The organism is Actinomadura sp. RB99 (assembly GCF_014706005.1).
In the GTDB taxonomy this organism is placed as follows: domain Bacteria; phylum Actinomycetota; class Actinomycetes; order Streptosporangiales; family Streptosporangiaceae; genus Spirillospora.
On sequence record NZ_JABMCA010000014.1, the window covers coordinates 70,801 to 97,541 of the forward strand.

General features: G+C 75.6%; 31 protein-coding genes. 17 read left to right on the forward strand and 14 right to left on the reverse strand.

Annotated elements, in window-relative coordinates; translation table 11 throughout:
• Positions 1-7 precede the first annotated feature (7 nt).
• Entirely contained in the window at positions 8-508 is a 501-nt protein-coding gene (locus amrb99_RS15580; protein WP_190856671.1) for a MarR family transcriptional regulator, read from the forward strand.
• 19 nt (positions 509-527) lie between these two features.
• Here amrb99_RS15580 and amrb99_RS15585 read toward each other — a convergent pair whose 3' ends face one another.
• On the reverse strand, positions 528-1,502 hold the full coding sequence (locus amrb99_RS15585) for a WYL domain-containing protein (RefSeq protein WP_190856672.1): 975 nt from the start codon (positions 1,500-1,502) through the stop codon (positions 528-530).
• Positions 1,503-1,611: 109 nt separating this feature from the next.
• Here amrb99_RS15585 and amrb99_RS15590 point away from each other — a divergent pair, with 109 nt between their 5' ends.
• Genes amrb99_RS15590 through amrb99_RS15600 form a run of 3 tightly spaced genes read left to right on the forward strand, consistent with a single transcriptional unit; the run spans position 1,612 to position 4,084 of the window.
• Positions 1,612-2,100, forward strand: coding sequence for a VOC family protein (locus tag amrb99_RS15590; protein WP_190856673.1), 489 nt, complete (start codon positions 1,612-1,614; stop codon positions 2,098-2,100).
• A gap of 19 nt (positions 2,101-2,119) precedes the next feature.
• A complete protein-coding gene (locus tag amrb99_RS15595) occupies positions 2,120-3,217 on the forward strand; it encodes a hypothetical protein (RefSeq protein WP_190856674.1) in 1,098 nt (365 codons plus the stop codon).
• Positions 3,218-3,220: 3 nt separating this feature from the next.
• The gene (locus tag amrb99_RS15600; RefSeq protein ID WP_190856675.1) at positions 3,221-4,084 is read left to right on the forward strand and encodes a DUF3592 domain-containing protein; all 864 of its coding nucleotides are present in this window, start codon (positions 3,221-3,223) and stop codon (positions 4,082-4,084) included.
• Between the two features lie 111 nt (positions 4,085-4,195).
• On the opposite strand, the gene amrb99_RS15605 is transcribed toward amrb99_RS15600, so the two are convergent.
• On the reverse strand, positions 4,196-6,502 hold the full coding sequence (locus tag amrb99_RS15605) for an excinuclease ABC subunit UvrA (protein WP_190856676.1): 2,307 nt from the start codon (positions 6,500-6,502) through the stop codon (positions 4,196-4,198).
• Positions 6,503-6,584: 82 nt separating this feature from the next.
• On the opposite strand from amrb99_RS15605, the gene amrb99_RS15610 reads away from it, so the two are divergent.
• Positions 6,585-7,442, forward strand: a complete 858-nt coding sequence (locus amrb99_RS15610; RefSeq protein ID WP_190856677.1) for a TetR/AcrR family transcriptional regulator C-terminal domain-containing protein — start codon at positions 6,585-6,587, stop codon at positions 7,440-7,442.
• Between the two features lie 81 nt (positions 7,443-7,523).
• Positions 7,524-8,300 carry a hemerythrin domain-containing protein gene (locus amrb99_RS15615; protein ID WP_190856678.1) on the forward strand — a complete coding sequence of 259 codons (777 nt, stop codon included), beginning with the start codon at positions 7,524-7,526 and terminating at the stop codon, positions 8,298-8,300.
• A 28-nt stretch (positions 8,301-8,328) separates the two neighbouring features.
• Here amrb99_RS15615 and amrb99_RS15620 read toward each other — a convergent pair whose 3' ends face one another.
• The 8 genes from amrb99_RS15620 to amrb99_RS50080 form a co-directional block, all read right to left on the reverse strand.
• Positions 8,329-9,546 carry a hypothetical protein gene (locus tag amrb99_RS15620; RefSeq protein ID WP_190856679.1) on the reverse strand — a complete coding sequence of 406 codons (1,218 nt, stop codon included), beginning with the start codon at positions 9,544-9,546 and terminating at the stop codon, positions 8,329-8,331.
• 112 nt (positions 9,547-9,658) lie between these two features.
• On the reverse strand, positions 9,659-11,479 hold the full coding sequence (locus amrb99_RS15625) for a proton-conducting transporter membrane subunit (protein WP_206699953.1): 1,821 nt from the start codon (positions 11,477-11,479) through the stop codon (positions 9,659-9,661).
• Positions 11,476-11,823, reverse strand: a complete 348-nt coding sequence (locus amrb99_RS15630) for an NADH-quinone oxidoreductase subunit K (protein WP_190856680.1) — start codon at positions 11,821-11,823, stop codon at positions 11,476-11,478. Before amrb99_RS15630 ends, amrb99_RS15625 begins: the two co-directional genes overlap by 4 nt.
• A complete protein-coding gene (locus amrb99_RS15635) occupies positions 11,820-12,512 on the reverse strand; it encodes an MnhB domain-containing protein (RefSeq protein WP_190856681.1) in 693 nt (230 codons plus the stop codon). The genes amrb99_RS15630 and amrb99_RS15635 overlap by 4 nt, the downstream gene beginning before the upstream one ends.
• 10 nt (positions 12,513-12,522) lie before the next feature.
• The gene (locus tag amrb99_RS15640) at positions 12,523-12,903 is read right to left on the reverse strand and encodes a DUF4040 domain-containing protein (protein WP_347256690.1); all 381 of its coding nucleotides are present in this window, start codon (positions 12,901-12,903) and stop codon (positions 12,523-12,525) included.
• On the reverse strand, positions 12,900-13,286 hold the full coding sequence (locus amrb99_RS52395) for a monovalent cation/H(+) antiporter subunit G (RefSeq protein ID WP_190856682.1): 387 nt from the start codon (positions 13,284-13,286) through the stop codon (positions 12,900-12,902). The genes amrb99_RS15640 and amrb99_RS52395 overlap by 4 nt, the downstream gene beginning before the upstream one ends.
• Positions 13,283-13,534 carry a monovalent cation/H+ antiporter complex subunit F gene (locus amrb99_RS15650; RefSeq protein WP_190856683.1) on the reverse strand — a complete coding sequence of 84 codons (252 nt, stop codon included), beginning with the start codon at positions 13,532-13,534 and terminating at the stop codon, positions 13,283-13,285. The genes amrb99_RS52395 and amrb99_RS15650 overlap by 4 nt, the downstream gene beginning before the upstream one ends.
• Positions 13,531-14,259: a hypothetical protein gene (locus amrb99_RS50080; RefSeq protein ID WP_206699954.1), complete on the reverse strand. Its 729-nt coding sequence runs from the start codon at positions 14,257-14,259 to the stop codon at positions 13,531-13,533. Before amrb99_RS50080 ends, amrb99_RS15650 begins: the two co-directional genes overlap by 4 nt.
• 246 nt (positions 14,260-14,505) lie before the next feature.
• Here amrb99_RS50080 and amrb99_RS15660 point away from each other — a divergent pair, with 246 nt between their 5' ends.
• The 10 genes from amrb99_RS15660 to amrb99_RS53125 all read left to right on the forward strand — a co-directional run bounded on the left by amrb99_RS15660 (position 14,506) and on the right by amrb99_RS53125 (position 19,862).
• Complete coding sequence (locus tag amrb99_RS15660; RefSeq protein ID WP_190856684.1) at positions 14,506-15,462, forward strand: TIGR03557 family F420-dependent LLM class oxidoreductase; 957 nt, start codon at positions 14,506-14,508, stop codon at positions 15,460-15,462.
• Positions 15,463-15,506: 44 nt separating this feature from the next.
• Entirely contained in the window at positions 15,507-15,917 is a 411-nt protein-coding gene (locus tag amrb99_RS15665) for a hypothetical protein (protein ID WP_190856685.1), read from the forward strand.
• Positions 15,918-16,076: 159 nt separating this feature from the next.
• Complete coding sequence (gene gvpJ, locus amrb99_RS15670) at positions 16,077-16,523, forward strand: gas vesicle protein GvpJ (RefSeq protein ID WP_190856686.1); 447 nt, start codon at positions 16,077-16,079, stop codon at positions 16,521-16,523.
• Positions 16,520-17,296, forward strand: a complete 777-nt coding sequence (locus amrb99_RS15675; RefSeq protein ID WP_190856687.1) for a GvpL/GvpF family gas vesicle protein — start codon at positions 16,520-16,522, stop codon at positions 17,294-17,296. The genes gvpJ and amrb99_RS15675 overlap by 4 nt, the downstream gene beginning before the upstream one ends.
• Positions 17,297-17,536 (forward strand): gas vesicle protein GvpG, encoded by a 240-nt coding sequence (locus amrb99_RS15680; protein ID WP_190856688.1) that lies wholly within the window; start codon positions 17,297-17,299, stop codon positions 17,534-17,536.
• A 28-nt stretch (positions 17,537-17,564) separates the two neighbouring features.
• Entirely contained in the window at positions 17,565-17,825 is a 261-nt protein-coding gene (gvpO, locus tag amrb99_RS15685) for a gas vesicle protein GvpO (RefSeq protein WP_190856689.1), read from the forward strand.
• A 51-nt stretch (positions 17,826-17,876) separates the two neighbouring features.
• A complete protein-coding gene (locus amrb99_RS15690; protein WP_190856760.1) occupies positions 17,877-18,263 on the forward strand; it encodes a gas vesicle protein in 387 nt (128 codons plus the stop codon).
• The gene (locus amrb99_RS15695; protein ID WP_190856690.1) at positions 18,260-19,147 is read left to right on the forward strand and encodes a GvpL/GvpF family gas vesicle protein; all 888 of its coding nucleotides are present in this window, start codon (positions 18,260-18,262) and stop codon (positions 19,145-19,147) included. Before amrb99_RS15690 ends, amrb99_RS15695 begins: the two co-directional genes overlap by 4 nt.
• Positions 19,144-19,365 (forward strand): gas vesicle protein, encoded by a 222-nt coding sequence (locus amrb99_RS15700; protein WP_347256691.1) that lies wholly within the window; start codon positions 19,144-19,146, stop codon positions 19,363-19,365. Before amrb99_RS15695 ends, amrb99_RS15700 begins: the two co-directional genes overlap by 4 nt.
• Positions 19,362-19,862, forward strand: a complete 501-nt coding sequence (locus amrb99_RS53125) for a gas vesicle protein K (RefSeq protein WP_347256692.1) — start codon at positions 19,362-19,364, stop codon at positions 19,860-19,862. Before amrb99_RS15700 ends, amrb99_RS53125 begins: the two co-directional genes overlap by 4 nt.
• A 61-nt stretch (positions 19,863-19,923) precedes the next feature.
• Here amrb99_RS53125 and amrb99_RS15710 read toward each other — a convergent pair whose 3' ends face one another.
• Entirely contained in the window at positions 19,924-20,796 is an 873-nt protein-coding gene (locus amrb99_RS15710) for an L-histidine N(alpha)-methyltransferase (protein WP_206699955.1), read from the reverse strand.
• Positions 20,797-20,935: 139 nt separating this feature from the next.
• Here amrb99_RS15710 and amrb99_RS15715 point away from each other — a divergent pair, with 139 nt between their 5' ends.
• A complete protein-coding gene (locus tag amrb99_RS15715; protein WP_190856692.1) occupies positions 20,936-22,519 on the forward strand; it encodes a PLP-dependent aminotransferase family protein in 1,584 nt (527 codons plus the stop codon).
• 61 nt (positions 22,520-22,580) lie between these two features.
• On the opposite strand, the gene cydC is transcribed toward amrb99_RS15715, so the two are convergent.
• From cydC to amrb99_RS15730, 3 genes are read right to left on the reverse strand one after another with little or no spacing between them, the layout of a single operon-like run.
• Positions 22,581-24,326: a thiol reductant ABC exporter subunit CydC gene (gene cydC / locus amrb99_RS15720; RefSeq protein ID WP_190856693.1), complete on the reverse strand. Its 1,746-nt coding sequence runs from the start codon at positions 24,324-24,326 to the stop codon at positions 22,581-22,583.
• Positions 24,323-25,981 carry a thiol reductant ABC exporter subunit CydD gene (gene cydD, locus amrb99_RS15725; RefSeq protein ID WP_190856694.1) on the reverse strand — a complete coding sequence of 553 codons (1,659 nt, stop codon included), beginning with the start codon at positions 25,979-25,981 and terminating at the stop codon, positions 24,323-24,325. Before cydD ends, cydC begins: the two co-directional genes overlap by 4 nt.
• A 13-nt stretch (positions 25,982-25,994) precedes the next feature.
• Positions 25,995-26,738, reverse strand: a complete 744-nt coding sequence (locus amrb99_RS15730) for a cytochrome d ubiquinol oxidase subunit II (protein WP_190856762.1) — start codon at positions 26,736-26,738, stop codon at positions 25,995-25,997.
• Positions 26,739-26,741 lie beyond the last annotated feature (3 nt).

The following is a 26,741-nucleotide window of genomic DNA, read 5'->3' on the forward strand; positions in this document are numbered from 1 at the left end:
GGCGGCGATGGCGGACGCGGTGGACGACATCCTCGCGCAGTGGCGGCGGGAGCGGCCCGACCTGGACGTGTGGCCGATGGGGATCATCGGCCGGATCTCCCGACTGCAGATGCTGCTGCACCGCGAGCTGCGCGGGTTCTTCGCCGAGCGGGGCCTGGAGAGCTGGGAGTTCGACGTGCTGGCGACGCTGCGGCGGTCGGGCGCGCCCTACGAGCTGACCGCGGGCGCGCTGCTGAAGGCGGCGATGGTCACCTCGGGCGCCATCACCAACCGCATCGACCGGATGGAGGCCAAGGGGCTGGTGGAGCGGGTCCGCGACGCCGGGGACCGGCGGTCGGTGCTGATCCGGCTCACCCCGCGCGGCCTGGCGGTCGTGGACGAGGCGGTCGGCGCGCACGTGGAGAACGAGGCGCGGCTGCTGGCCGCGCTCGGCCCGTCCGAGCGGGAGGACCTGGCGGGCAGGCTGCGGGTGCTGCTGGAGTCGCTGGGCGACACCTCCCGGGCCTGAGCCTCGGTCCGCGCGCGGGTCAGCGCGCGGTGAACGGGCGGGTCGCGCGGGCGGCGCGGTCGGCGATGGCGGTGAGGTGGTCGGCCAGCTCGGGCGGGTCGAGCAGGGTGTAGTCGACGTCCAGGACGGCGACGCGGTGCGCCAGGTACCGCAGGGAGTCCGAGCGGGTGTGCAGGCGGCAGGTGCGGTCGTCGACCGGTTCCAGGACGCCGTGCCAGGCGGTGACGTGCCGGGCGGCCTCGGCGAACGGGACGTGCAGCAGCAGGCGGGCGCGGATGGCGCCGGAACCGCCGGCGAGGTTGTCCATGGCCCAGGAGGTGGGGTCCGCGCCGCCGGGCGGGGTGCGGGCCGGGGCGCGGACGCCGGTGCGGTGCGGGTCGGTGATGCGGTCGGCGCGGTAGGTGCGCCAGTCCGCGCGGTCCTCGTCGTGGGCGACCAGGTACCAGCGGCGTCCGGCGGTGACGAGGCGGTGGGGCTGGGCGTGCCGGCGGCTTTCGGTGCCGTCGGCGGCGGTGTAGGCGAAGCGGACGTTCTCGCCGGCGACGCAGGCGGCGGCGAGCAGGGCCAGGACGGCGGGGTCGGCGGCGGGCGGCGCGTCGGTGTGCGGCGGCAGGGGGACGGCGGCCCGCGCGAGCGCGGTCACGCGGTGCCGCAGCCGTTTCGGTAGGACCTGCTCGAGTTTGGCCAGGGCGCGCTGGGAGGCGTCCTCGATGCCGGTGACGGCGCCGGCGGTGCGCAGGCCGATCGCGATGGCGGTCGCCTCGTCGTCGTCCAGCAGCAGCGGCGGCATCGCGGTGCCGGCGGTGAGCCGGTAGCCGCCGGTGCTGCCGTGCACGGCGCGGACGGGGTAGCCGAGGGTGCGCAGCCGGTCGATGTCGCGGCGGACGGTGCGGCCGGTGACGCCGAGGCGGTCGGCGAGTTCGGCGCCGGTCCAGTCGCGGGGCGTCTGCAGCAGGGACAGCAGCCGCAGCAGCCGTGCGGAGGGATCGCGCATGGGGTCCATCTTGCCGATTCATTAGGACGTTCACTGACCTAATGCGGTCCTAGTGTCGTCGTCGTCGGGGCCGGGAGACGTCCGGTCCCCTGGTGGACGGAGGAACGGCATGCTGCGTGGACTGGCGACGATCAGCTTCTTCGCGGACGACGTGGAGGCGGCCGGCGACTGGTACGCCGGGCTGCTCGGGGCGCGTCCCTACTTCCGCGTCCCGGGTCCGGACGGCCGGGCGGTCTACCTGGAGTTCCGGGTCGGCGACCATCAGCACGAGCTGGGGCTGATCGACGCGCGCTTCCGTCCGGGCGCGTCGGGCGCGGCGGCGGGGGAGCCGGGCGGGGCGGTGGCGTACTGGCACGTCGACGACCTGGAGGGCGCGGTGGCGCGGCTGGTGTCGATGGGCGCCCGCGTCCACGAGGAGATCACCGAGCGCGGGGAGGGCACGGGGTTCGCGACGGCGTCGGTCGTCGACCCGTTCGGCAACGTGCTCGGGGTGATGACCAACCCCCACTATCTGCGGATGCTGACGGCGGCGACCGCTGAGGTCGGGAGCACGTCCGCCGCACGCGAGCCTCGCCGAGACCTATCGCACGTCACCTGAACCCAGCACAATCGCCCCTATGACGATCACCACGGGCGCGCCGCCGCCCGCGCGCCGTTCACCCGTCGCGGTCGCTCGGGGGTTCCTGACCGGTGGCGTGGTCGGTACGTCGCTCGCCGCGCTCGTCGTGGGCGCGATCGTGGAGAACGAGCCTCTGTTCGTCACGGGTGCGGTTCTGCCCGTGGGTTACGGACTGCTGTTCTTCCTCGCCGGTATGCCGAGGCGTGCCCGCGAGGCGGCGGTCGTGCCCCGCACGGTGCTCGCGATGATCGAGGATCTGGAGGCCGTCGGGGGCGAGTCGAGCGACGTACCGGTCCGGTTCGAGCTCACCGTCGCGCCGGACGACGGGCCGGCGTACCGGGTGGAGATCACGCAGGGCATCAACCTCGTGGACCTGTCCGATTACCGGCCGCACGGCGTCGTGGTGGTCCAGTACCCGCCGGGCAGGCCGTGGCGGGTGCGCATCGTCAAGCGGCCGACACCGGAGTGGGAGGAGCGGGCGGCCTCGGTCCTCTTCGATTCGGCGCCCAGGACGGCCAGGGTGGCCGCGCCCTCGAAGGGCCGCGCTTCCGGCTTCGCCGCGTTCTTCGGCCTGCTGCTCGGCGCGGCCGTCGTGGTCCTGTCGTTCCGCGCGGTCCTGTTCGACCGGGACGACACCGGGGAGCCGCTTTCGGCCGTGCGGCCGTCCGTCTCCTCCACGTCGTCGACCACGGTGATCTCGTCGGCGTCCGGAACGGTCACCCTGGGCCCGGGCCGGTCGTTTCTCGACAAGGGCGAACTGGACCGGGCCGTCGGCCTGCTCACCAGGGGCAGGGACACGCGTCAGGCGCTCACCGTCGTGGTGCAGGAGCGCCTGCTGTCGGTCGTGTTCTCGCCGACCGGCCCGCAGCCCCCGGGCCTCGACCCCCGTGCGCTGCCCTACGACCGTTTCCCCGCCCTGGTGAAGGAGGCCACGACCGCCCTCGGCGTCGGCTCCCCGCGCACCTGGCAGATCACCGCCGACCGCCTCACCGGCAGCGTCGCCCTCCGGGTCTCCGTGACCGGCTCCGAAGGCACCGCCTATCTGGATGCGGACGGACAGGGCAAGGTCGTACGGCGCGTGTCGGCAGGAGGCTGACCCATGGACTGGCATGTGTATCCGGCCTTGTGGTGCGGGGTGTTCGGCACGTGGGCGCTGGTCGGATACGGGCGGTCGCTGGCCGGGGCGACCCGGGCGCAGCGGACGGTCTGGACGAAGGGACGGATCGAGCGGGTCGGGGAACCGCGGCACGGAAGCTCCCCGGAGGACGGGATAGCCGTGGTCGTCTCGTTCCAGGACCCGGCCACCGGAGAGGAGTTCACCGTCACCAACGACGGTGAGCGGGGCGAGAGGATCAGCGTGGCCTGGACGGGCCGGGAGATCGGCGTCCACTACCCGCGCGGCAGGCCCCACGCCTTCCGGTTCGCCGGCCACCTCTCCGAAGGCGGGCGCGGCCTCGGCTGGCCCACTTTCGCGCTGTTCCTGGTCTACGCCGGTCTGGTCGCCGCCGCCGCGATCGACTGGGGTTGGCCGTGGGCGCTGCTCGGCTTCTGCGGGCCGTGGGCCCTCTCCGGCGTTTACCACCTGCCCGGGAACATCCGCGACAGGAAGCGCCGTCTCGGCGACCTCGCGGCCATGGCCGCCGTGCCCGGACGTGTCGTCGCCGTGCTCAGGAGCGTCACCCGCGACGCCACCGACGGCAACACCTGGACCAGCCTGATGCCGGTCGTCGCCTTCACCACCCTCGACGGCAAGGAGGTCACGGCCTACTGCGAGTCGGGGCTCCCGGACCCCGCCGGGTCGCGGGGGCTGGACGTCACGGTTCACTACGCCCCCGCCGACCCTGCCGTCTTCGTCCTGGACGTCGAGGCCGAACGCCGGTCCTGGAAGCGGGACATGGCCGTCAACGTCGTGGGCGTGCTGGTCGTGGCGGCGGCGGCCGTGGTGGGGGCGGTCGCGCTGTGACCCGGGAGTCGGGCAGGCGCGCCGAGGGGCCGGCCCGGCACCGCCGGCCTCGGCCGGCGCGTCGGGCGGGCCGGCCGGGAACACCCCGGGATGCCGGGCGTTTTCCCCCGGTCAGTCGTGTCCGAGGTAGGCGCGCAGGTGGCGGGCGGTGAGGGTGTCGGCGGAGGCGACCAGGTCAGCGGGGGTGCCCGTGAACACGACGCGGCCGCCGTCGGCTCCGGCGCCGGGGCCGAGGTCGATGATGTGGTCGGCGTGGGCCATGACGGCCTGGTGGTGCTCGATGACGATGACCGACCCGCCGGCGCCGACGAGGCGGTCCAGCAGGCCGAGCAGCTGGTCGACGTCGGCCAGGTGCAGGCCGGTGGTGGGTTCGTCCAGGACGTAGACGGAGGCGTCGCCGGCCATGTGGACGGCGAGCTTGAGGCGCTGGCGCTCCCCGCCGGACAGGGTGGTGAGGGGCTGGCCGAGGGTCAGGTAGCCCAGGCCGACGCCGGCGAGCCGGTCCAGGACGGCGTTGGCCGGGCCGGTGGGGAAGAACTCTCGGGCCTGCTCGACGGGCATCGCCAGGACCTGGCTGATGTCCTTGCCGCGCAGGGTGTGGGTGAGGACCTCGGCGGTGTAGCGGCGTCCCTCGCACTTCTCGCAGACGGCGGCGACGCCCGCCATCATCGCCAGGTCGGTGTAGATGAGGCCGATGCCCTTGCAGGCGGGGCAGGCGCCTTCGGAGTTGGCGCTGAACAGGGCGGCCTTGACGCCGTTGGCCTTGGCGAACGCGGCGCGGACGTGGTCGAGCAGGCCGGTGTAGGTGGCGGGGTTGCTGCGGCGGGAGCCGCGGATAGCGGACTGGTCGACCACGACGACGCCGTCGCGTCCGGGCAGCACGCCGTGCACGAGGGAGCTCTTGCCGGATCCGGCGACGCCGGTGACGACGGTGAGCACGCCGAGCGGGACGTCGACGTCGACGTCCTTGAGGTTGTGCAGGTTCGCGCCGCGGATCGGCAGGTGACCGGTCGGGGTGCGGGGCCGCTCGCGCAGCCGGGCGCGGTGGTCCAGGTGGCGTCCGGTGAGGGTGCCGGAGGCGCGCAGGCCGGCGACGTCGCCGGCGAAGCAGACGTGCCCGCCGGCGGTCCCGGCGCCGGGGCCGAGGTCGACGACGTGGTCGGCGATCGCGATCGTCTCGGGCTTGTGCTCGACGACCAGGACGGTGTTGCCCTTGTCGCGCAGCCGCAGCAGCAGGTCGTTCATCCGCTGGATGTCGTGGGGGTGCAGGCCGGCGGTGGGTTCGTCGAAGACGTAGGTGACGTCGGTGAGGGGTGAGCCGAGGTGGCGGACCATCTTCACCCGCTGCGCCTCGCCGCCCGACAGGCTGGGGGACTCGCGGTCGAGGCTGAGGTAGCCGAGGCCGATCTCCACGAGCGAGTCGAGGGTCTCGCGCAGGGTGGCCACGAGCGGCGCGACGGACTCGTCGTCGATCTTGGCGACGACGTCGGCGAGGTCGCTGATCTGCATGGCGGCGCAGTCGGCGATGTTCAGGCCGCCGATGCGGCCGGCGAGCGCGGCGGGGTTGAGGCGGGCGCCGCCGCAGGCGGGGCAGGTGCTGAAGGTGACGGCGCGGTCGACGAACGCGCGGACGTGCGGCCGCAGGGAGTCGCGGTCCTTGCCGAGGTAGAGCCGCTTCACCTTCACCAGCAGGCCCTCGTAGGTGGTGTTGAGGCCGCTGTTGTGGATCTTGGTGGCGGGTTTGTTGAGGAGGTCGTCCCACTGGGCGGGGGTGTAGTCGCGGAGTCTGGTGTCGGGGTCGACGAGCCCGGATTCGGCCAGCACCTTCCAGTACCAGGAGCCGACGGCGAAGCCGGGGACGGTGACGGCGCCCTCGTTGAGCGACAGGTCGCGGTCGAGCAGCTGGTCGAGGTCGATGGCGGTGGTGCGGCCGAGGCCCTCGCATTCGGGGCACATGCCCTCGGCGCTGTTGAAGCTGTAGGCCGAGGACGTCCCGGCGCTCGGCGTGGCGAGCCGGGAGAAGACGATCCGCAGCATGGTGTGGGCGTCGGTGGCGGTGCCGACGGTGGAGCGGGAGTTGGCGCCCATCGGCTCCTGGTCGACGATGATCGCCGCGGACAGGTTGCGCAGCGCGTCGACGTCGGGGCGTGCGGGGCTGCCCATGAACGACTGCAGGAACGCGGTGTAGGTCTCGTTGATCAGCCGCCGGGACTCGGCGGCGATGGTGCCGAAGACCAGCGACGACTTGCCGGAGCCGGACACGCCGGTGAAGACGGTGAGGCGGCGCTTGGGGATGTCCAGGTCGACGCCGGCGAGGTTGTTCTCGCGGGCGCCGCGGACCTCGATGACGTCGTGCCGGTCGGCGGCGGGTCCGGGGCCGGCCGCGGTGTCGGTGCCGGTGGTGGGCGGGAGAGGCATGCGTCGTCCTCGCATCGGCTTGATAGCTTATGGCGTAAAGAGATCGTGGAATGAATCAGTTTACGGCATACGGAGTTGTTCGGTGACCGTGTTCGCGGGGCAGGGCGACCCCCGCCGCTCGATGGACCTGCTGTGGGGGCGGACGGAGGCCGCGGCGCCGCACGCGCGTCCGGGGCCGCGGCCGGGGCTGAGCGTGGAGGTCATCGTGGACGCGGCGATCGCGGTCGCCGACGCCGAGGGGATGGCGGCGCTGTCGATGCGCGCGGTCGGTGAGCGGCTCGGCCGGACGGCGATGGCGCTGTACACCTACGTGCCGGGCAAGGCCGAGCTGGTGGACCTGATGTACGACCGGGCGCTGGCGGAGCTGCCGGCCGCCTACGAGGTGTCGGCGGGGTGGCGTGCGGCGCTGGTGGCGTGGGCGGAGGACGGCTGGGCGTTCTACCTGCGGCATCCGTGGATGCTGCAGGTGTCGCAGGCGCGTCCGGTGCTGGGGCCCAACGAGTACGGGGTCCTGGAGGCGCTGCTGGGGGTGCTCGCGGTGACGGGGCTGGACGCGCGGGGGGTGCGGCGGGCGGTCGCGGCGCTGTCGAGCGTGGTGCGGGGCGCGGCGGGGACGGTGGCGGAGTCGCGGCAGGCGGTGCGGGCGACGGGCCTGACGGAGGCGCAGTGGTGGCACGGGCGGGCCGGAGCGCTGACGGAGGTCGCGCCGGGGTTCGCGGAGCGGTTCCCGCGCGTGGCGTGGCTGGACGCCGAGGGCGCCCCCGACGTGCCGGAGGCCGCTGAAGCCGGCGGTGAGGCGGGTGACGGGTCGGACGGCGGGTCGGATGGCGGGGTGTCGTATCTGGAGCGGGCGGCGCGGGAGGCGTTCGAGGGCGGCCTGGAACTCGTGCTGGACGGCATCGAGGCGGCGATCGCCCGCACCGCAGCGCGGAAGAGGTGACGGGCCGCGCCCGCAGGGGGACGTGAGCAGGATCTCATCGGCGTCCCGTCACATTCGTGGGGCTGAAGTCCTCATCCTGGTATGGACACTTTCTCGATCGCGCTGCCCGATGAGGCGGCGGTGGGCGCGGCGACCAAGCCCGGCGGCGGCCGGGCGGCGGCGGGCGTGCTCGGGCTGGCCGGACCGGCGTTCGTGGACGTCTTCGCGCGCGCGGGGCACGCGGCGTTCCGCAGGGATCTGGAGCGGCTGGCGGCGGCCGCGGCGGCGGGCCGGGCGCACGCGCCGCAGGTGCGGGCGGGCTGGGAGAACCTGAAGCTGCAGCTGCGCCGTCACCACGATCTGCAGGCCGGCGCGTTGTGGCCGCGGGTGGAGCGCGCGGTGGCGGGTCACGGCCCTGACCTGGGAGTGGTGGCGGAGCTGCGGGCGGAGTACGAGGGGATCGGGCCGCTGGTGGTGGCGCTGGACGCCGCGTTGGAGGACGACGAGCGGGGTTCGGGGGAGCTGGTGTCGGCGGTGCGGGCGCTGCGGGCGGCGCTGGAGGTGCATCTGCGGCATGAGGAGGCGGGGGTGCTGGCGCTGGCGCGGCGGGTGCTCGGTCCGGCGGACTGGGCGGGGTTCGCCGCCGACGCGGTGTCGGCGTGCGGTTCGCAGGGCGGATCTGGAGGCGTTTCGGGTGGCGTTTCGGGTGGCGGTTCGGGTGGCGGGGGCTGCCGGGAGGGGACGGTGCCGTGGCTGGTGGACGGGATCGCGCCGCTCGAGCGCAGCCGTTTCCTGACGGCGCTGCCGCGCGAGGTGCGGGAGATGAACCGGATGCGGTGGGAGCCGCGTTACCGCAGGCGCCGCCTGTGGAGCGTCTGACCGTCGCCGCGACCCGGCGTGCGGGGTGTCACCAGGGGACGGCGCGGACGGTGACGTGCCGGTCGGCGGGGTTGTAGTACGACATCAGCAGCGCGGCGGTGGTGCTGAGCTCGGGGTGGCCGATGAACGCGCGGCATTGGTCGTTGCCGGTGCCGCCCGAGCAGGGGACGGCGCCTTGCCCGGCGGGCCGCCAGGGGCCTTGCGGGGCGGGTGCGCGCCACAGCCGGTACCGGCCGTCCAGTCCGCGCTGCTCGATGAGGACCAGGCCCTGGCCGGCGGCGGTGTAGTCGGCGATGTGGACGGCGGCGGGCGCGGCGCCGGGGGCGACGGTCTGGGCGCGGGACGCGTCGGGCGTCCATCCGGCGGGGGACCAGTACCGGTAGGCGGACGGGTCGCGCCAGGCGGCGGGGTCGGCGGGGACGCGGGCGAGGGTGACGCGGCCGGCGGCGCAGGCGCCGATGGTCCAGGTGTCGCAGGCCGACCCGTAGAGGTAGAGGTGGCCGTCGCGCAGGACGGGGGAGCCGAGGGTGAGCTGGAACGGCAGGCCGCCGGGGACGGTGAACACGCGGGTCTGGCCGTGCAGGGTGCGGTCGGCGGGCCGGTAGGCGGCGATGCCGTATCCCTGCGGGGTGATGGTGGTGCCGTGGACGCACACATCGGTGTAGGTGAGCAGGACGGTGCCGTCGCCGGGCAGGGGTGCGGCGCCGGAGATCCAGGAGGCGCTGTAGGCGGTGCCGGGGATGTGGCAGGGGGCGCCGCCGGGGAGCTGGAGGCCGGGCGGGGTGGGCAGGAGCGCTTGCGGCGGCCCGTCGCCGGGCGCGGTGGCGGTTCCGGTGCGAGGGGTGCCGGGGGTGCCGGGGGTGGGGAGTTCGGTGAGGTCGGTGGGGACGCGTCCGGGTGCGGCGGTTCCGGTGGCGGCGGTCGCGCCGAGCCACAGGCCGGGGCGGGTGCCCTTCCAGGTGGAGTCGCAGAACAGCCACAGGTCGCGGTGGCCGGTGAGGGGGGCGCTGTAGCCGCAGTCGCGGTCGATGGTGTTGCCGGGCGCGGCGGTCTCGTAGCGGGACAGGACGCGGGCGGGCGGGGCGGCGCCGGGCGGGTGCCGGGGGCGGTCGTGCAGGAGGACGGCGACGATCACGGCGGTGGTGAGCAGCGCGCCGGCGAGGAGGGCGGCGGGTGCGGCCAGTGCGCCGCGTCCGGGTGGTGCGGGCGGGGCCGTGGGTGCGGGGCGGGCCGTGCGGTGGTTCATGCGACGGTCCCTCTCCGGGGTGCGGCGGCTTCCGGGTGCCAGGGTCGCGTGCGGGTGCGTGCGGCGGCAAGCCGGGGTGCGCGGGGGTGCGGGCGGTGCGCGGTGGGGCGGGTCAGAAACGGGCGGTGAGCAGGGCCAGGACGGCGACGCCGGCGGTGAGCCAGGCGGCGTAGTCGCCGATGTGCCCGGAGTGCAGGGCGTGCAGGCGGGCGGCCGCGGCGGCGGCGGTCCGCGCGAGGGGCCCCTGCCGGTCGGAGGCGGGGTCGGAGGCCGAGTGGGAGGCGCGGCGCCGTAGCGCGTACCCGGCGACGAGCGCGGCCAGCAGCAGGGTGGCCAGGAATCCGGCGACGCCGGAGGCGGTCCAGGGGTCGGCAGGGACGGCGTGGGGGTGGGGGACGCGGCCGTCCAGGACCAGGGCGGCGTAGCCGTCGCGGTCGGTGAACATGGCGGCGGCGGTGCCGACGGGCCCGCCGGGGATCAGCCCGACCAGCAGCGCGCCGATGAGCAGGACCAGGCCGGGGGTGAGCATCGTCCAGGGCAGGTTCCGCAGGGTGGGGCGGGTCTCGGGGTCCTCGTGCCCGCCGCCGGCGCCGGGCCGTCCGCGGTGCGCGGGGTCCTCCTCGGCGGGGGTGCCGCGGAACACCCCGAGCCAGACGCGCAGGACGGCGCCGGCGGTGAGCGCGGACGCGACGATGGCCAGCGGGGTGAACCACCACCAGCCGAGTTCCTCGGCGGCGTGCTCGGTGACGGCGTGCCCGGCGAACAGCCCGGAGGGGGGCAGCCCGGCCAGGCCGAGCGCGCCGAGCAGGAAGGTGGCGCCGGTGACGGGCATGCCGCGGCCGCGGCCGCGCAGTTCGTGCTCGTCGACGGTCTCGTGCCGGTTGAGCAGGGCGCCGGCCGCCAGGAACAGGGCGCCTTTCACGCCGGCGTGCCCGGCGAGGTAGTAGGCGGTGCCGGCGAGGGCGTCGGGTCCGTGGGCGGCGACGCCGACCAGCAGCAGCCCGACGTGGCTGATGGTGGAGTAGGCCAGCAGCCGTTTGATGTGGTGCTGCAGAACGCACATGACGGCGCCGAGCAGCGCGGCGGCGGCGCCGAGGACGGCGATGGCGCGCAGCGGGACGAGCCCGGCGAACGTCGCCCAGTAGGTGCGGGCGATGCCGTAGACGCCGAGCGGCACCATGATGCCGGAGAACAGCACGCAGACGGGGGTGGGGGCGACGGCGTGGGCGTCGGCGAGCCAGAAGTGGAAGGGGACGGCGGACGCCTTGACCAGGTAGCCGGTGCAGATCAGCACGAACGCGGCGGTGACCAGGGCGTCGCCGTGCCCGCCGGCGCCGCTGCCGGCGAGCTGCCGTCCGGTGGTGGCGAGGCCGAGCTGGCCGGTGCGGGCGTAGACCAGGGCGATGCCGGCGAGGGTGAGGTAGGCGCCGATCGACTGGATGATGCCGAAGTTGAGGGCGCCGTGGACGGTGGAGGGCTCCTCGGAGCGGTAGCCGGTGAGCGCGAACGCCACGACGCTCATCAGCTCGAAGAACACGAACGCGTCGAACAGGTCGCCGGTGTAGACGTAGGCGACCATGGCCGCCAGGAACAGCAGCATGAGGGTGTGGAAGATCGCCTGGATCTCGGTGAAGAACCGCCAGGAGAACAGCAGCGCGGCGAGGGTGAGCAGGGCGGTGACGAGGGCGAGGCCGGCGGCGAAGGGGTCGGCGACCAGGGGGATCCCGACGCCGGTGGCCGGTCCCCAGCCGCCGAGCCAGCTGACCTGGGCGTGGTGGGGGGCGCGGGTGAGGGTGAGCGCGGACAGCGCGGCGACGGCGGCGACGGCCAGCACGGCGGCGACGTCGACGACCAGCCGCGGCAGCCACCGCCCGGCGGTGGCCAGCAGCGCGGCCGCCAGGATGGGGACGGCGATGGTGACCTGCAGGATCACGATTCCAGCGACCTCAGCTCGCCGGGGTCGATGGTGCCGCGGCGCTTGGCGACCTGGACGGCCAGGGCGAGCAGCAGGGCGGTGACGGTGGCGCCGACGACGATGTCGGTGAGGGTCATGGCCTGCACGACGGGGTCGGTGACGGGGCGTCCGCGGGGCGGGCGGTCGGAGAAGACGGGGGCGGTGGCGCCGTAGCGGTAGCCGATGGCCAGCAGCAGCACGTAGGTGCCGGACTGGGTGACCGACAGGCACACCACGGCGTGGATGAGGTCGCGGCTGGTGACGATGCCGTAGATCCCGACGAGGACGATCCAGGCGGCGGCCAGGTAGGGCAGGTGGCTCACGGGGTCCCCCCGGGTGGTTCGCGCACGAGCAGCGCCTGTTCGAAGAACTTGCCGATGAGCAGGACCAGCGCGCAGCCGACCTCGACGCCGACGGCGCCGTTGAGGGCGGGGACGGCGCCGGCGGCGGCCAGGGCCATCGCGACGAACACGCCGGCGGCGAGCGCCTCGGTCGACTCGAACACCGGGATGGGCCGCAGCCGCTGCAGGGCGGGGTAGTCGCCGGCGAGGTACAGCAGGTGGACGGCGGTGCCGAGGATGACGCCGCCCTGGAATCCGCCGCCGGGGGACTGGGCGCCGTGGGCGATGATGTAGACGCCGATCAGCAGGGTGACGGGCAGCAGCAGGTAGCCGACGATGCGCAGCGCGTCCGACACCTCGGCGGGGCCGAGCCGGTGCGCGGCGCCCTCGTCCTCGGCCTCCTTGCCGACGACGCGCAGCAGCACCACCGCGCCGATCGCCGAGGCCATGAGGATCAGTTCCTCGCCGACGGTGTCGAAGGCGCGCTGGTCGAAGTTGACCGAGGAGATGGTGTTGGTGGTGGACTCGCGCAGGGCCTGCCGGACGGCGCGGTCGCCGTAGGGGTGCACGGCGCCGCCGAAGCGGGGCAGGTCGAGGGCGCCGGCGGTGAACAGGGCGGCGACGCCGGCGGCGCCGGCGAGGAACAGCAGGGTGCGGGTGCGGGTCCTCATGCGGGCGCCCTCATCGCGCGTCCTCGCGCACCGTGCCGGACGCCGTGTCGGACGCCGTGCCGGTCCCGGCGCCGTCGGCGTCGCCGTCGCGGTCGGGGCGGCGGTCCTCCTCGCCGGTGTCGCCGCCCTCGCGGTGGCGGCGGGTGGCGTGCAGGGCGAGCACGACGATGAGGGGGACGACGACGGTGCCGACGCCGATCTGGGACATGGCGACGTCGGGGGCCTGCAGGATCAGGAACAGCACGCCGAGGACCATCCCGTATCCGGACAGGACGATGGCCTGGCGGGCGGGGTTGCGGGTCAGCACGACGGCGGTCGCCATGAGGACGGTCAGGGCGAGCGCGGTGAGGATGAGCGCGTCGGCGAGGGCGCCGGAGAACGGGTCGCTCACGATCCCTCCGTTCCCGGGCCGCCGCTGCGCCCGTCCGCGTTCCGCGGGCCGGGGCGGCGGTGGTCGGGCCGGTCGGCGCGGGCGACGGCCTGCCCGGCGGTGACGACGGTCGCGGGGCCGGTCGCGGCGAGCAGCACCCCGATCACGACGATCTTGACGACGTCGTGCCAGGACGACCAGGGGTGCAGGGCCAGGCCGGCCAGCAGCAGCGGAGCGCCGAGCGCGGTGACGGGCGCGACGGCGTGCAGGCGGCCGGCGGCGCCGGGCGTGCGGGCCAGCCGCAGCCCGGCCAGGACGCAGACGGCGGTGCCGGCCCAGGTGAGGGTGTCGGCGAGGAGGGTCATCGCGGTGGTGTCCCGGTCACGGTCGTTCCGTCCTGTCACAGGGTCCGGCTGAAGAAGCGGGCGAACACCAGCGCCCCGGCGAACGACAGCAGGGCCAGGACGAGGGCGACGTCGAGGTAGGCGGGGCGCCCGTAGGCGGAGGTGAGCAGCGTCAGCACGAGGGTGACCAGGGGGCCGGTGACGATGAGGCCGGCGAGCCGGTCGACGGGGCGTCCGCGCAGGGTGGTCAGCAGCGCGGGCAGCACGGCGCCGGCCAGCAGCACCAGGGCGGGGACGGCGATGCTCATCGCGCCTCCCCAGGTCCGTGCCCGCCCGGCCCGCCCGGCCCGTCCGGCTCGCGCGGTCCGTCCGGTGCGCTGGGGGTGTCGGGTTCGTCGGGGCGGTGGGGGGAGCGGCGCGGGTCCTGGACGAGGCCGGTGTCGCGTAGCCGCCGCTCGAAGGCGGACGGGTCGCGGCCGAGGCGGTGGACGTTCAGCAGGCCGCGCTCGGGGTCGACGCCGCCGACGAAGGTGGCGGGCGAGGTCGACACCAGCAGGGTGGCGGTGCCGCGGTTGGCGGCGCCGGGCGCGACGGCCAGCGAGGTCCAGGCGCCGCCGGAGGCGCCGAGGACGGCGACGCGGGCGCTGTCGGCGACGATCTGGGCGGGCAGCAGCGCCAGCGGGGGCAGCAGCCGGGCGGGCGGGACGGGCCGCGCGCCGGGCGCGAGGTCGGCGGCGGGGCGGCGGGGCCCGGCGGGGTCGTGGGCGGTGCCGGTGGTGAACAGGGCGCGGCGCCCGGCGGTCGCGGCGGCGGCACCGAACGCGGCGGCGACGGCGCCGACGGTGATCTCGGTGACGTCGATCGTGGAGATCAGCGACAGGTAGAGCGCGAGGAGCGCGGCCCACCAGGCGAGGGGTTCGGCGGCGCGGCGGGCGGGGCCGGGGCGCAGCAGCGGGGTGGTCCGCGCGGCGCGGGGGCCGGCCGGGGGCAGTCCGGGCGGTCGCCCGGGCGGGCCCGGGGCTGGTGGCGTCATGCGTTTCCGCATACCCGAGCGGACGGTTCCAACCGTGACCGGCGGCAAGCGGCCGCCGCCCGCATCCCCTACCGGTCACCGGTTCGTGCCGTCCGTGGTGCGGCGCCGGAATGTTTGCGTGCGCCTCGCCGGGTAGGCCGCGCTACGACCGTGAGGCGCACCGCGCCGGCGGGACACCGCGCCTCCGGGAGCACCGGGCTCGAGCGCCGGGTCGACGGCGCGGGCAGGCGAGGGAAGGGGGCGGAGATGGCGAGGTTCGGGTACTTCCTGTCCAGCGAGGAGCACGCCCCCGGCGAGCTGGTGCGGCAGGCGCGGCTGGCCGAGCAGGCCGGGTTCGAGGCGCTGTGGATCTCCGACCACTTCCACCCGTGGCTGGACGAGCAGGGCCAGGCGTCGTTCGCCTGGTCGGTGATCGGCGCGATCTCGCAGGCGACGTCGCTGCCCGTCGGGACCGCGGTGACGTGCCCGCTGGTGCGCACGCACCCGGCGATCGTGGCGCAGGCGGCGGCGACGTGCGCGGTGCTGACCGGCGGCCGGTTCACCCTCGGCGTCGGGACCGGCGAGTTCCTCAACGAGCACATCATCGACTCGCGGTGGCCGCCGGCGGCCGAGCGGATGGAGATGCTGGAGGAGGCCGTCGCGCTGGTGCGGCGGCTGTTCACCGGCGAGCTCGTCACCCACCGCGGCGAGCACTACCGCCTCGACACCGCCCGCCTGTACACCGTTCCCGACGAGCCGCCGCCGATCCACATGTCGGGGTTCGGGACCAAGGCGGCGACGCTGGCGGGCCGGATCGCCGACGGGTTCATCTGCATGATGCCCGACGCGGACCTGGTGAAGGCGTTCCGCGACGCCGGCGGTGCGGGCCGGCGGGTGCAGGGCGGGCTGAAGGCGTGCTGGGCGTCCGACGAGGAGCGGGCGCGGCGGACCGCGCTGCGGCTGTGGGCCAGTGACCACCTGCCGGGCGAGGCGAACCAGCTGCTGCCGCAGCCGCGGCAGTTCCGCCAGCTGTCGCAGCTGGTGACCGAGGACGTGGTCGCCGAGAAGGTGCCGTGCGGTCCCGACCCCGAGGTGCACGTGCGGGCGCTGCGCGCCTATGTCGACGCCGGGTACGAGGACGTGTTCGTCACGCAGATCGGGCCCGAGCAGGACGGATTCTTCGATTTCTACTCCCGCGAGGTGCTGCCCCGCCTGCGCGGATGACCCCTACTCGCACGGCGAGATCCCCCCGAATGGAAGGAATGAGGATGGACACCCCCTCGGTGCCCGGCAAGGGCCCCGGACAGATCAGCAAGAACGCCTCGCGCGCCGGCACCGCCGCGTCCGCCAAGGCCTCGGAGAAGGCGTCCGGCAAGGCGTCGGGCGCTGCCAAGGCGTCGGGCGCGGTGTCGGAGAAGGCGTCGGGCGCCGTGTCGGGCACGGCGTCCGGCGCGAAGTCGGCGGCCCGCGCCGGCACGGACGCCGTCAGCGCCGTCGGCGCGGGCGCCGGGCAGGTGGCCGGGCAGGTGGCCGGGCAGGTCGGCGGCCAGGTGGCGGCGCTGCCGGGCCGGGTGGCGGGGCTGGCGCGGCTGGTGACGCTGCGGCGGCTGCTGCGCGCGGCGCCGGTGGTGGCCGCCGCGGGCGCCGGCATTCTGATCGGCCGCCGCACCAAGCGCTGACCCGCCCGTTTCGCGCCCCCGGGACCCTCCCGTGCGGGAGGGTCCCGGGGGCGCGGCATGCCACTTGACCGGTGCCTGACCGAAACCGGAATGTCCGTTTAGACAGGTCGAGGCGGGTAGAGGGGTGCATGAACGTTTTCCCCCGGACAAGGAGATGACATGACTGGGCCGATAGCCCAGCAGACCTCGGGCACCAGCACCGTCCAGCGCGGCGGCGGTGGCGGCAGCAGCAGCCTCGCCGACGTCGTCGACCTGATCCTGGAGAAGGGTCTGGTCATCGACATCTACGCCCGAGTGTCGCTGGTCGGCATCGAGATCCTCACGGTGGACGTGCGGATCGTGGTGGCGAGCGTGGACACCTACCTGCGGTTCGCCAAGGCGGTGAACCGCCTCGACATCGCCCACGACGGCACCTCGCAGGGCCTGCCGCAGTTCGTGGAGGGCATGCAGGAGTCGGGCGCGAAGAAGAAGACCCGGGGCGCGCTGGAAGGCGCCGGCGAGCGGCTGAAGGAGACCTTCGGCGGCGGCTCCGACGATGACGACGAGGACGAGGACAAGCAGCCCGCGCGGCGGCGGTCGTCCCGCAAGAAGGAGGACGACGAATGACCTCCCCGAACGAATCCGGTGAGGGCAAGACCCCCCAGTACGTGTACGGGGTGACGCGCGCCGGCGCGTCCCTGCCCGCCGACGTGGCGGGACTGGACGACCGGCCGGTGACCCTGGTGGAGGACGGCGGGCGCTGCGCCGCGGTCGTCAGCGACCTGCCGGCGGGCCGCCCGCTGGGCGAGCGCGCCGACCTGGTCGCGCACCAGCGGGTGCTGAACGCGCTGCTGGACGCGGGCATGGTGGTGCTGCCGTTCCGGTTCGGCGCCGCCCTGTCCGACCGCACCGCGGTCCAGAAGGAACTCCTGGAGGGCAACTCCGACCGGCTCGGGCAGGTCATCGACCAGCTCGAGGGCCGGGTGGAGCTGCGGCTGAAGGCCACCTACGTCCAGGACACCGTCCTGCGCGAGATCATGCAGGCCGAGCCGGAGGTCGCCGAGCTGTCGCAGCGGCTGCGGGAGGTCCCCGCGGACGTCGCCGACGCCGTCTACTACGACCAGGTCCGCCTCGGCGAGCTGATCGCGCAGGCGATGGACCGGCGCCGCGAGCACGACGGGCAGGTGCTGCTGGAGGCGGTCGCGCCCGCGGCCGAGGCGTTCGTGCGCAAGACGCCGCCCCGCGAGGAGGACGTCCTGGACGCCTCGTTCCTGGTGCGCACCGACCGCCGCGAGGAGTTCGAGAAGGTCGTGGAGAAGCTCGGCGCGTCCCACACCGAACGGATCCGGCTGCGGCTGATCGGGCCGCTGCCGCCCTACGACTTCGTCCCGGAGGCGTGAATGGGCCTGTTCACCGGCCTGGTGACGCTGCCGCTGGCGCCCGTGCGCGGGGTGATGTGGCTGGCGGAGGTGCTCACCGAGCAGGCCGAGCAGGAACTGTACGACCCCGGCAGGATCGCTGCGGAGATGCAGCAGATCGCCGACGAGGTCGCCGCGGGCGAGATCGGCGAGGACGAGGCCGCCGCCCGCGAGGAGGAACTGATCGCCCGCCTGCACGAGGGCCGCGCCCGCGGCCTGTAGCGGCGCGGCGCGTGGAGGGAGACCAGTGATGATGTCGGCGTCCGAGGCCGCCAAGCGGGCGGCCGAGCACGTGACGGCGATGACCGGCCGCGCCGCCGAGAGCGTCGTCGGACTCGAGCGCTCCGGCGAGGACGGCTGGCGCGTGGCCGTGGAGGTGGTGGAGACCCACCGCATCCCCGACTCCGCCGACATCCTCGCCATCTACGACACCGAAGTCGACGCGGACGGCGAACTGGTGTCCTACCGGCGCGTCCGCCGGTACCCGCGCGGACGAGTGGAGAGGGACTGAGGACCGTTGAGCGAGATCACCTGGACCGGCTCGCGGGGGCCCGCCAAGTCGATGGCGGGGGAGCGGCAGTCGGCGAACCTGGCCGACCTGCTGGAGCGGATCCTGGACAAGGGCATCGTGATCGTCGGTGACGTCCGGGTGAACCTGCTGGACATCGAGCTGCTGACGATCAAGCTGCGGCTGCTGGTGGCCTCGGTCGACCGCGCCCGCGAGATGGGCATCGACTGGTGGGAGCACGACCCGTCGCTGTCGTCGAAGGCCCGCGCGCCGAAGTCCGGCGACGGGCACGTGGAGGGCGGCGCGGACCGGGAGCTGCTGGAGGAGAACCGGCGGCTGCGCGAGCGGCTGGCCGCGCTGGAGGCCGGCGACGCCTCCGCCGCGTCCGGTTCCGAAGGCTCCGGGTCCCGCCGCGCCGAGGGGAAGGAGGCCGGATCGTGACCGACCACGACACCGTCGGTGACGGCCTCGCCGTCTACCTGTACGGGGTGGCGCGGGGCCTGGACCCGGCGGCGCTGGACGGCGCCGCCGGAGTGGGCGGCGCGCCGGTGCGCACCGTCGTGCGCACCGGCCCGGCGGGGACGCTGACCGCGCTGGTCAGCACCGTCCGCCTGGACCAGTACGGCGAGGCGGCGCTGCGCGAGAACCTGGAGGACCTGGCGTGGCTGGAGGAGACCGCCCGCGCCCACCACGACGTGGTGGACCGGGCGGCGCACGCCGCGCCGACCGCGCCGGTGCGGATCGCCACGATCTACCGTGACGACGCGCGGGTGGCGCAGGTCCTCGATGAGCAGGGCGACCGGTTCGCCCTGGCGCTGGACCGGGTCGCCGGCCGCGCCGAGTGGGGCGTCAAGGCCTACGCGCACCGCGAGGCCCTCGAACCCGCGCAGGCTCCCGAGCCCGCGCCCGTTTCCGAGCCCGCCGCGTCCGAGCCGCGGTCCGGTGCGGGCGGGGCGGGGACGGCCTATCTGCGGCGCCGCCAGGACGAGCGGCGCCGACGCGCCGACGCGGGCCGCAAGGTCAGCGAGCAGGCCGCGGCGATCCACGACGGCCTCGCCGAACTCGCGGTCGCCGCCCGCCACCACCCGCCGCAGGACCCCAAGCTGTCGGGCCGCGACGGCGTGCAGATCCTCAACGCCGCCTACCTGCTCGAGGACGGCGACGCCGAGGCGTTCGCGCAGGCGGCGCGCGCGGCGGGGGAGCGGTGGCCGGGCATCGAGGTGGAAGTGACGGGGCCGTGGCCGCCCTACTCCTTCATCGACACCACCGACCCCGCACCCGAGACCGAAGGGGCCGGGCGGGCGGCCGAGGGGGCGGTGCGGTGACGGCCGTCCTGGACACCGGCCGCGACGTCCCGATGGAGCGGATCGCGCTGGTCGACCTGCTGGACCGGCTGCTGGCCGGCGGCGTGATGATCGCCGGCGACCTGGTCATCTCCATCGCGGAGGTCGACCTGGTGCGGGTGTCGCTGCGCGCGCTGGTCACCTCGGTCCGCGACGAGCTGCTGCGCGGCGACGAGATGCTGCGCGAGGAGGAACGGTGAACCCCACGCCCCGCGACCCCCGCACCGGCCCCGGGACCGGACGGTCCCGCGCCGGGGAGCGCGCGCCGGTGTCGGGCGAGGTGTCGGTGCGCGACCCCGCGGCGGGCGACCCGCTCACCGACGACATCCTCGCCGGCCGCACCGGCGGCGCCGCCGCGGACGCCCCGGTCCGCGCGACCCGCGCGTCCGCGCACGCCGAGGCCCTGCGGGAGCGGTCGTCGCGCACGATGCAGCGGCTGCGCACCGACCCCGAGACCGTCGAGCGGGACCTGGTGAAGCTGGTGCTGACGCTGGTGGAGCTGATCCGGCAGCTGATGGAGCGGCAGGCGCTGCGCCGCGCGGAGGGCGGCGACCTCACCGACGAGCAGATCGAGCGGCTCGGGCTGGCGCTGATGCGCCTGGACGAGGCGATGACCCGGCTCAAGGACCACTTCGACCTGGAGGACGGCGACCTGAACCTCGACCTCGGGCCGCTGGGGCCGCTGCTGCCCGAATGACCCCGTCATGCGTCGAGCCCCGCCGAGGCGGGGCTCGACGCATGCTCGGCCTCGATCGTCCTCAGCGCCCGCGCGGCGGCGCGCCGTCCGGCGGCTCGTGCGGGGTGGCCTCGTGCGGGGCGGCGGGGTTGACGGCGGTGCCCTTGAAGAAGGTGTAGTGGAACGTGCCGCCCTCGGCGGCGGTGCGGCGCAGGTCGGCGATGCCGCGGTCGAACTCCTCCGGTGTGGTGAGGCCCGCGGCTACCGCGTCGTCGCGGACGGCCCGGACCATCGCGGTGAAGGTGTCGCGGGTGAACCCCTCGACCAGCGCCGGCCGGCTCCGGTCGGCGTACACGGTGCGGGGCCGCACCGTGACCTGCCGGTATCCGGCCCCGGCCAGCAGGGGGTGCAGGCGGCGGCCGATGAGCGCGTCGCCGCCCGCGGCGGCCTGCAGCCGGACCTGGTGGCCGATCGCGGCGCGCGCGGCGGCGCTGTCGGGGTGGAAGAACGCCGACCCGTGGTCGCCCTCGATGACGGTGAGGGTGCCGCCGGGCCGCAGGACCCGCCGCAGCCCGGCGAGCGCGGCGGCCGGGTCGGGCAGGTGCTCCAGCACGAAGCAGACGAACAGGTGGTCGAACGCGCCGCCGGGGAACGGCAGGTCGTGCAGGTCGGCCCGCAGCCACCGCACCCGCGCGGCCGGGAACCGGGCGGCGACGCGGTCGCTCGCCACCGCCAGGGACGCGGCGGACACGTCGACGGCGGTGAGGTCCGCGCCCGGGGAGGACGCCAGCAGGTGGACGGTCTGGGCGCCAACGCCGCAGCCGACCTCCAGGACGCGGGACCCGGGCGGGTAGGCGGTCCCGGCCTGCCCGTCGGCGGCGCCGTGCAGCAGCGCGGCGAGCGTGTCGGCCTGGTCGCCGAGCCGCCGCGTCTCGTGCTCCGAATAGCCGTGCACATAGCCCCGGACGGTGCCGGACGCCTCACCGGACGCCTCACCGGATGCTTCGCCTGATGTCTGGCCGGGCGCCTGGCCGGAAGGGTGCCCGGGAGCGGTCGCTGTTTCCATATGCCCACCGTCCCGCCACAATGGCCCGATGCACAGGTCCAAAGACGGCGCGTCCGACCAGGCCATAACCGGTGGCGGCGACGCCCCGGCTCCGGGCGGCGGATCCGGGAACGGGCCGGGCACCCGCGTCGGCATCGGAGCGGACTTCCTGCAGCTCGACACCGCCGAGGCACCGCCGGGCGGCATGGCCGCCTGGCTCGCCCGACGGCTGCGCGAGGCGATCGCCGACGGCCGCCTGCCCGTCGGCAGCCGCCTGCCCGCCACCCGCGTCCTGGCCGCCGACCTGCGCGTCTCGCGCGGCGTGGTCACCGACGCCTACCAGCGGCTCACCGACGACGGCCACATCGCCGGACGCGGCCGCGCCGGCACCATCGTCGTCGCCGCGCCCCTCACCGCCCCGCCGCCACCCCCCGCCCGCGCACCCGGCCGCCCCGGCCCGGCGGAACCGCCGCGCCCGGTGTTCCCCGACCGGCCCGGCGCCGAAGCGTTCGACCTCCTGCGCGCCGCACCCGCACGCATCGACCTGTCACCCGGCGTCCCCGACCTGGCCGCCTTCCCGCGCGCCGCATGGCTGCGCGCCGAACGCCGCGTCCTGTCCGCACTGGCGGCACCGTCCTTCGGCTACGGCGACCCGCGCGGCACGCCCGCGCTGCGCACCGCCGTCGCCGGCTGGCTGGCCCGCAACCGCGGCATCCGCGCCGACCCCGCCGACATCGTCATCCTCGCCGGCACCGCCCAGGCCCTCGGCCTGCTCTCCCAGGTGCTGCGCGACACCGGCATCGACACCGTCGCCGTCGAGGACCCCGGCTCCCTCGGCACCCGCCAGCACCTGGACCACTGGGGCATGCGCACCCCGCCCGTCCCCGTCGACGACCACGGCGTCCGCGTCGACGCCCTGCGCGGCACCGGCGCCCCCGCCGTCCTGCTCACCCCCGCCCACCAGTTCCCGACCGGCACCGTCCTGTCCGGCACCCGGCGCCGCGAGCTGAGGGACTGGGCCACCGCCGGCGGCCTGATCATCGAGGACGACTACGACGCCGAGCACCGCTACGACCGGCCCCCCGCCCCCGCGCTGCGCGCCCTGCTGACCGACCGCGTCTTCTACGCCGGCAGCGTCTCCAAGCTGCTCGCGCCCGCGCTGCGCACCGGCTGGGTCCTCGCCCCGCCCCGCCACCGCGACGCGCTCGTGGACGCCAAGCGCTTCGCCGACCTCGGCAACGCCGCGCTGCCCCAGCTCGTCCTGGCCGACCTGATGGAGTCGGGGGAGATGGAACGGCAGCTGCGGACGCTGCGCCGCCGCCACCGCGCCCGCCGCGACGCGATGATCGACGCGATCCGCGCGAGGCTGCCCGGCGCCGTCGTGCACGGCGCCGCCGCCGGCCTGCACCTGCTGGTCACCTTCCCCGACCGCCCCGGCCTCGGGGACGCCGATGTGACCGACACCGACCTGGCCGCCGCCGCCCTCGGCCGCGGCGTCAAGACCCAGCCGCTGTCCTGGCACGCCCAGCGGCCCGCCCCGCCCGGCCTCGTCCTCGGCTACGCCGCCACCGCCCCCTCGGCCATCGACGACGGCGTCACCGCGATCGCCGCCGCCCTACGCGACCTCACCTGACCCCTCCACCCGCCCGCCCCGGCCCGCAGCGAGTCGTGCCGGGGCGGGGGAGAGGCCGGGGTCAGGCGGCCAGCAGCTCGGCGTCCCACAGATCCCGGTACGGGCCCGCCACCGCCACCAGCTCGTCGTGACGACCCCGCTGCACCACCCGGCCGCGATCCATCACCACCACCTCGTCCGCCGCGTCCAGCGCCGCCAACCGGTGCGTGACCAGCAGCAGCGTCCCACCGCCCGGCGCCGACAGCAGATCCCGGACGACCGCGTCGGCCATCACCGGATCCAGCGCCTCCGCCGGCTCGTCCAGCACCAGCACCGGCGGATCGGCCAGCAGCGCCCGCGCCAGCAGCAACCGCTGCCGCTGCCCGCCCGACAACCCATGCCCGCCCGTCCCGACCGGCGTGTCCCACCCGTCCGGCAGCGCCCGCACAACCTCCAGGAACCGCGCCCGCCGCGCCGCCGCCTCCAGCTCGCCGTCCGTCGCGTCCGGACGCGCCAGCAGCAGGTTCGCACGCACCGACCCCGCGAACACGTGCGCGTCCTGCATCAACCCCCGCACCGCGCCCCCAGTGCCCCCGACACCGCCCGCGCCGTACCGGGCCGCGTCCAGCCCGCCGAGCAGCACCGCGCCCGCCTGCGGAACCACCTCACCCGACACCGCCGCCAGCAGCGTGCTCTTGCCCGCACCGCTCGCGCCCACCACCGCCACCCGCCGGCCCCGCTCCACCCGCAGATCCACCCCGTCCAGCGCCGCCCGCACCCGACGCGCCCCACCGCCCGCCGCGCCCGCACCGCCCGCGTACGACACCCGCACACCCAGCAGCTCCACCGCCAGCGGCCCCTGCGGCACCGCCACCGGACGCGACGGACGCGGCGCCGGGGGAGCGGCGGCCAGCACCGCCTCCACCCGCCGCACCGCCGGCCACACCTCCCGCCACCGCTGCGCCGCCCCCGCCAGCGGCAGCACCGCCTCCACCGCCACCAGCGCCGACAACCCCGCCACCGCCGCCCCCACCTGGTCCGCGCCGCTCCCGAGCGCCGCCCACGCGACCGCCGCCACCACGCACCCCTGCACCGCCACACCCGCCCCGGCCACCAGCGCCGACACCCGCGCCGCCGCACGCTCGGCCCGCTGCAGCCCCGCCGCCGCGTCCCCGGCCGCCGCCGCGAACCGCCCGTCCGCACCGAACACCGCCAGGTCCGCCGCACCCTCCAGGACGTCCAGCGCCCGCACCGCCAGCTCCTCACGCCCCGCCGCGACCCGCGCCCCCGCCCGCCCGGCCGCCCACGCCGCCACCGACGCCAGGACCGGACCCGCCACCAGCACCCCCACCGCCAGCACCACGGCCGCCGCCGGCGCCACCCACCCGCACACCACCACGCCCACGACCCCGCACACCACCGCAGCGACCCCCGGCAGCACGCACCGCAGCAGCAGGTCCTGCACCGCCTCCACGTCCGACACCATCCGCGTCAGCGCACCGGCGCCCCGCAGCCCCGCATCCGACCGCCGCCACGCCGCCAACGCGTCGAACACCCGCCCCCGCAGCTCCGCCAGCGCCCGCAACGTCGCGTCATGACCCGCCAGCCGCTCGACGTACCGCAGCGACCCCTTCGCCAGCGCGAACCCCCGCACCGCCACGATCGCCACCGACAGCACCGCCAGCTCCGGACGCTGCGACGCCCGCGCGATCAGCCACGCCGCCGTCGCGACCAGCGCCAGCCCGCACACCTCCGCCGCCACGCCCGCCAGCGCCGCCGCCACCAGCCGCACCGCATGCGGCCGCACCGCACCCCACAGCCCCCTCATGCCGCCCTGCCTCCCTCAGCCGCACCGGCCCGCACGCACTCTGCACCAGGCTCCGACGCAGGCTCCGACAAGCGGCCGTCCTGCAGCCGCACCACCCGGTCCACCAGCGACAGCAGCGCCGGACGATGCGCCACCACCAACGCCGACCGCCCCTCCAGCAACCGCGCCGCACCCTCCACCAGCGCCCGCTCACTGGCCACGTCCAACCGCGCCGTCGGCTCGTCCAGCAGCATCACCGGACCACCCGCCAGATACGCCCGCGCCACCGCCAGCCGCTGACGCTGACCCGCCGACACCCCCGCACCGCCCTCGCCCAGCACCGTCGCATACCCCTGCGGCATCTCCCCGACGAAACCGTCCGCGACCGCCGCCCGCGCCGCCTCTACCACCCGCTCCATCCCCGCCTCCGGATCACCGAGCCGGATGTTGTCGGCCACCGACGCCGCGAACAGATGCGGACGCTGCGGCACCCACCCCAGACGCCGCCGCCACGCCACCGGATCCAGCTCCGCCAGATCCACCCCGTCCACCAGCACCCGCCCCGACACCGGAGCCACCAAACCCGCCACCACCAGCAGCAACGTCGACTTCCCCGCACCCGACGGCCCCGTCACCGCGACCCGCTCACCCGCACCGATCCGCAACGACACCTCCTCCAACGCCGCCCGCTCCGCCCCCGGATACCGCACCGTCACCCGATCCAGCACGATCTCCGGCACCACCGCCGCTGGCACCACCGCCCGACCGGCCGACGGCGCCGCCGGCCCGTCCAGCACCGCGAACGCCTCCTCGGCCGCCGCCACCCCCTCCGCACTGGCATGGAACCGCGCACCCAACGCCCGCAACGGCAGATACGCCTCCGGCGTCAGCACCAGCACCAGCAGCCCCGTCGACAGCAGCATCCCGCCGTCCAGCAACCGCAACCCCACCGGCACCGCCACCAGCGCCACCGACAACGCGCACACCAGCTCCAGCACCAGCGACGACAGGAACGCCACCCGCAACGCCCCCGTCGTCGCCCGCCGATGCTCCTCCGCCAGCGCCCGCACCACCCCCGACTGATGCCCCGTCCGCCCGAACGCCCGCAACGTCGACAACCCCGCCACCACGTCCCGGAAATGCCCCCCGAGCCGATGCAGCGCCCCCCACTGCCGCCCCGTCAACGCCGCCGTCCGCAACCCCACCAGAGCACCGAACACCGGCACCAACGGCAACGTCACCAGCACCACCACCGCCGACGCCCAGTCCGCCGCCCACAACCGCGCCACCACCAGCGGCGGCACCACGCACGCCGCCAGCAACTGCGGCACGTACCCGGTGAAGAACGGGTCCACCGCGTCCAGCCCCCGCGTCAGCAGCGTCACCCGCGCCCCCGCGTCCACCGCCCCGCCCGCCAGCAACCCCGCCCGCAAACCCCGCTTCACCCCGGCCGCCGCACGCCCCGCCACCAGCGACGACACCCACGCCAGCACCGCCCGGCCCGCCACCGCCGCCACCACCCACGGCAACGACCCCGCATCCAGGCCCGCCACCGCCCGCGCCAGCAGACCCGCCGCCACCACCAGCAGCACACCCTGACCCGCCGCCAGCACACCCAACCCCACCAGCACCCGCCGGGGGAGAAGCCCCAGCAGCCGCCGCTCCACACCCTTCACACCGACCCCCGGCTCACAGGTACGAAGGCGAATCCACACGCCCCCAGAACGTCCGCCACACCAGCGCCTGCGACGCCGCCAGCAACGGCAGCAGCACCACCGCCGACACCGCCGTCAACGACAACCCGCCGCCCTCCGCGACCACCTCCGACCACGGCAACCGCGACCCCGCCACCACCGCCGCCACGACCAGCACCACCGCCGACACCGCATACCGGCCACGACCCCGCGCCGCCCGCACCGCCAGCTCACCCGACAGCCGCAGCCGCGCGAACGCCGCACCATGCCACGCGAACACCACCGCCAACGGCAACGCCAGCACGCTCCCCGCGTTCACACCCCCGCCGCCCAGCACCGACCCCAGCAGCGACGCCCACGCCAACCCCAGCGCCCAGCTCCCCGCGACCACCGCCCCATCGCACACCGTCCGCCACCCCGCCGCGTCCACCCGCCCGCGAAGCCACAGCCCCATGTCCCGCACGACCCACCCGACCAGCAGCACCGCCGCCACCGGATACAGATCCGCCAGCAACCGGTGCTCCAACCCCGGGAACGCCCCCGCCACCAGACCCGCCGACGCCACCAGCCACACCTCGTTCCCGAGGAAGAACGGCGCGAACGACGCGATCACCACCCGCCGCTCCCGCTGATCCCGCCCCAGCCACGGCAGCAGCATCCCCACCCCGATGTCCGCACCCGCCAGCACCAGATACCCGCCGGCGAACACCGCCAGCAGCACGACCGCCAACGACTCCATCAC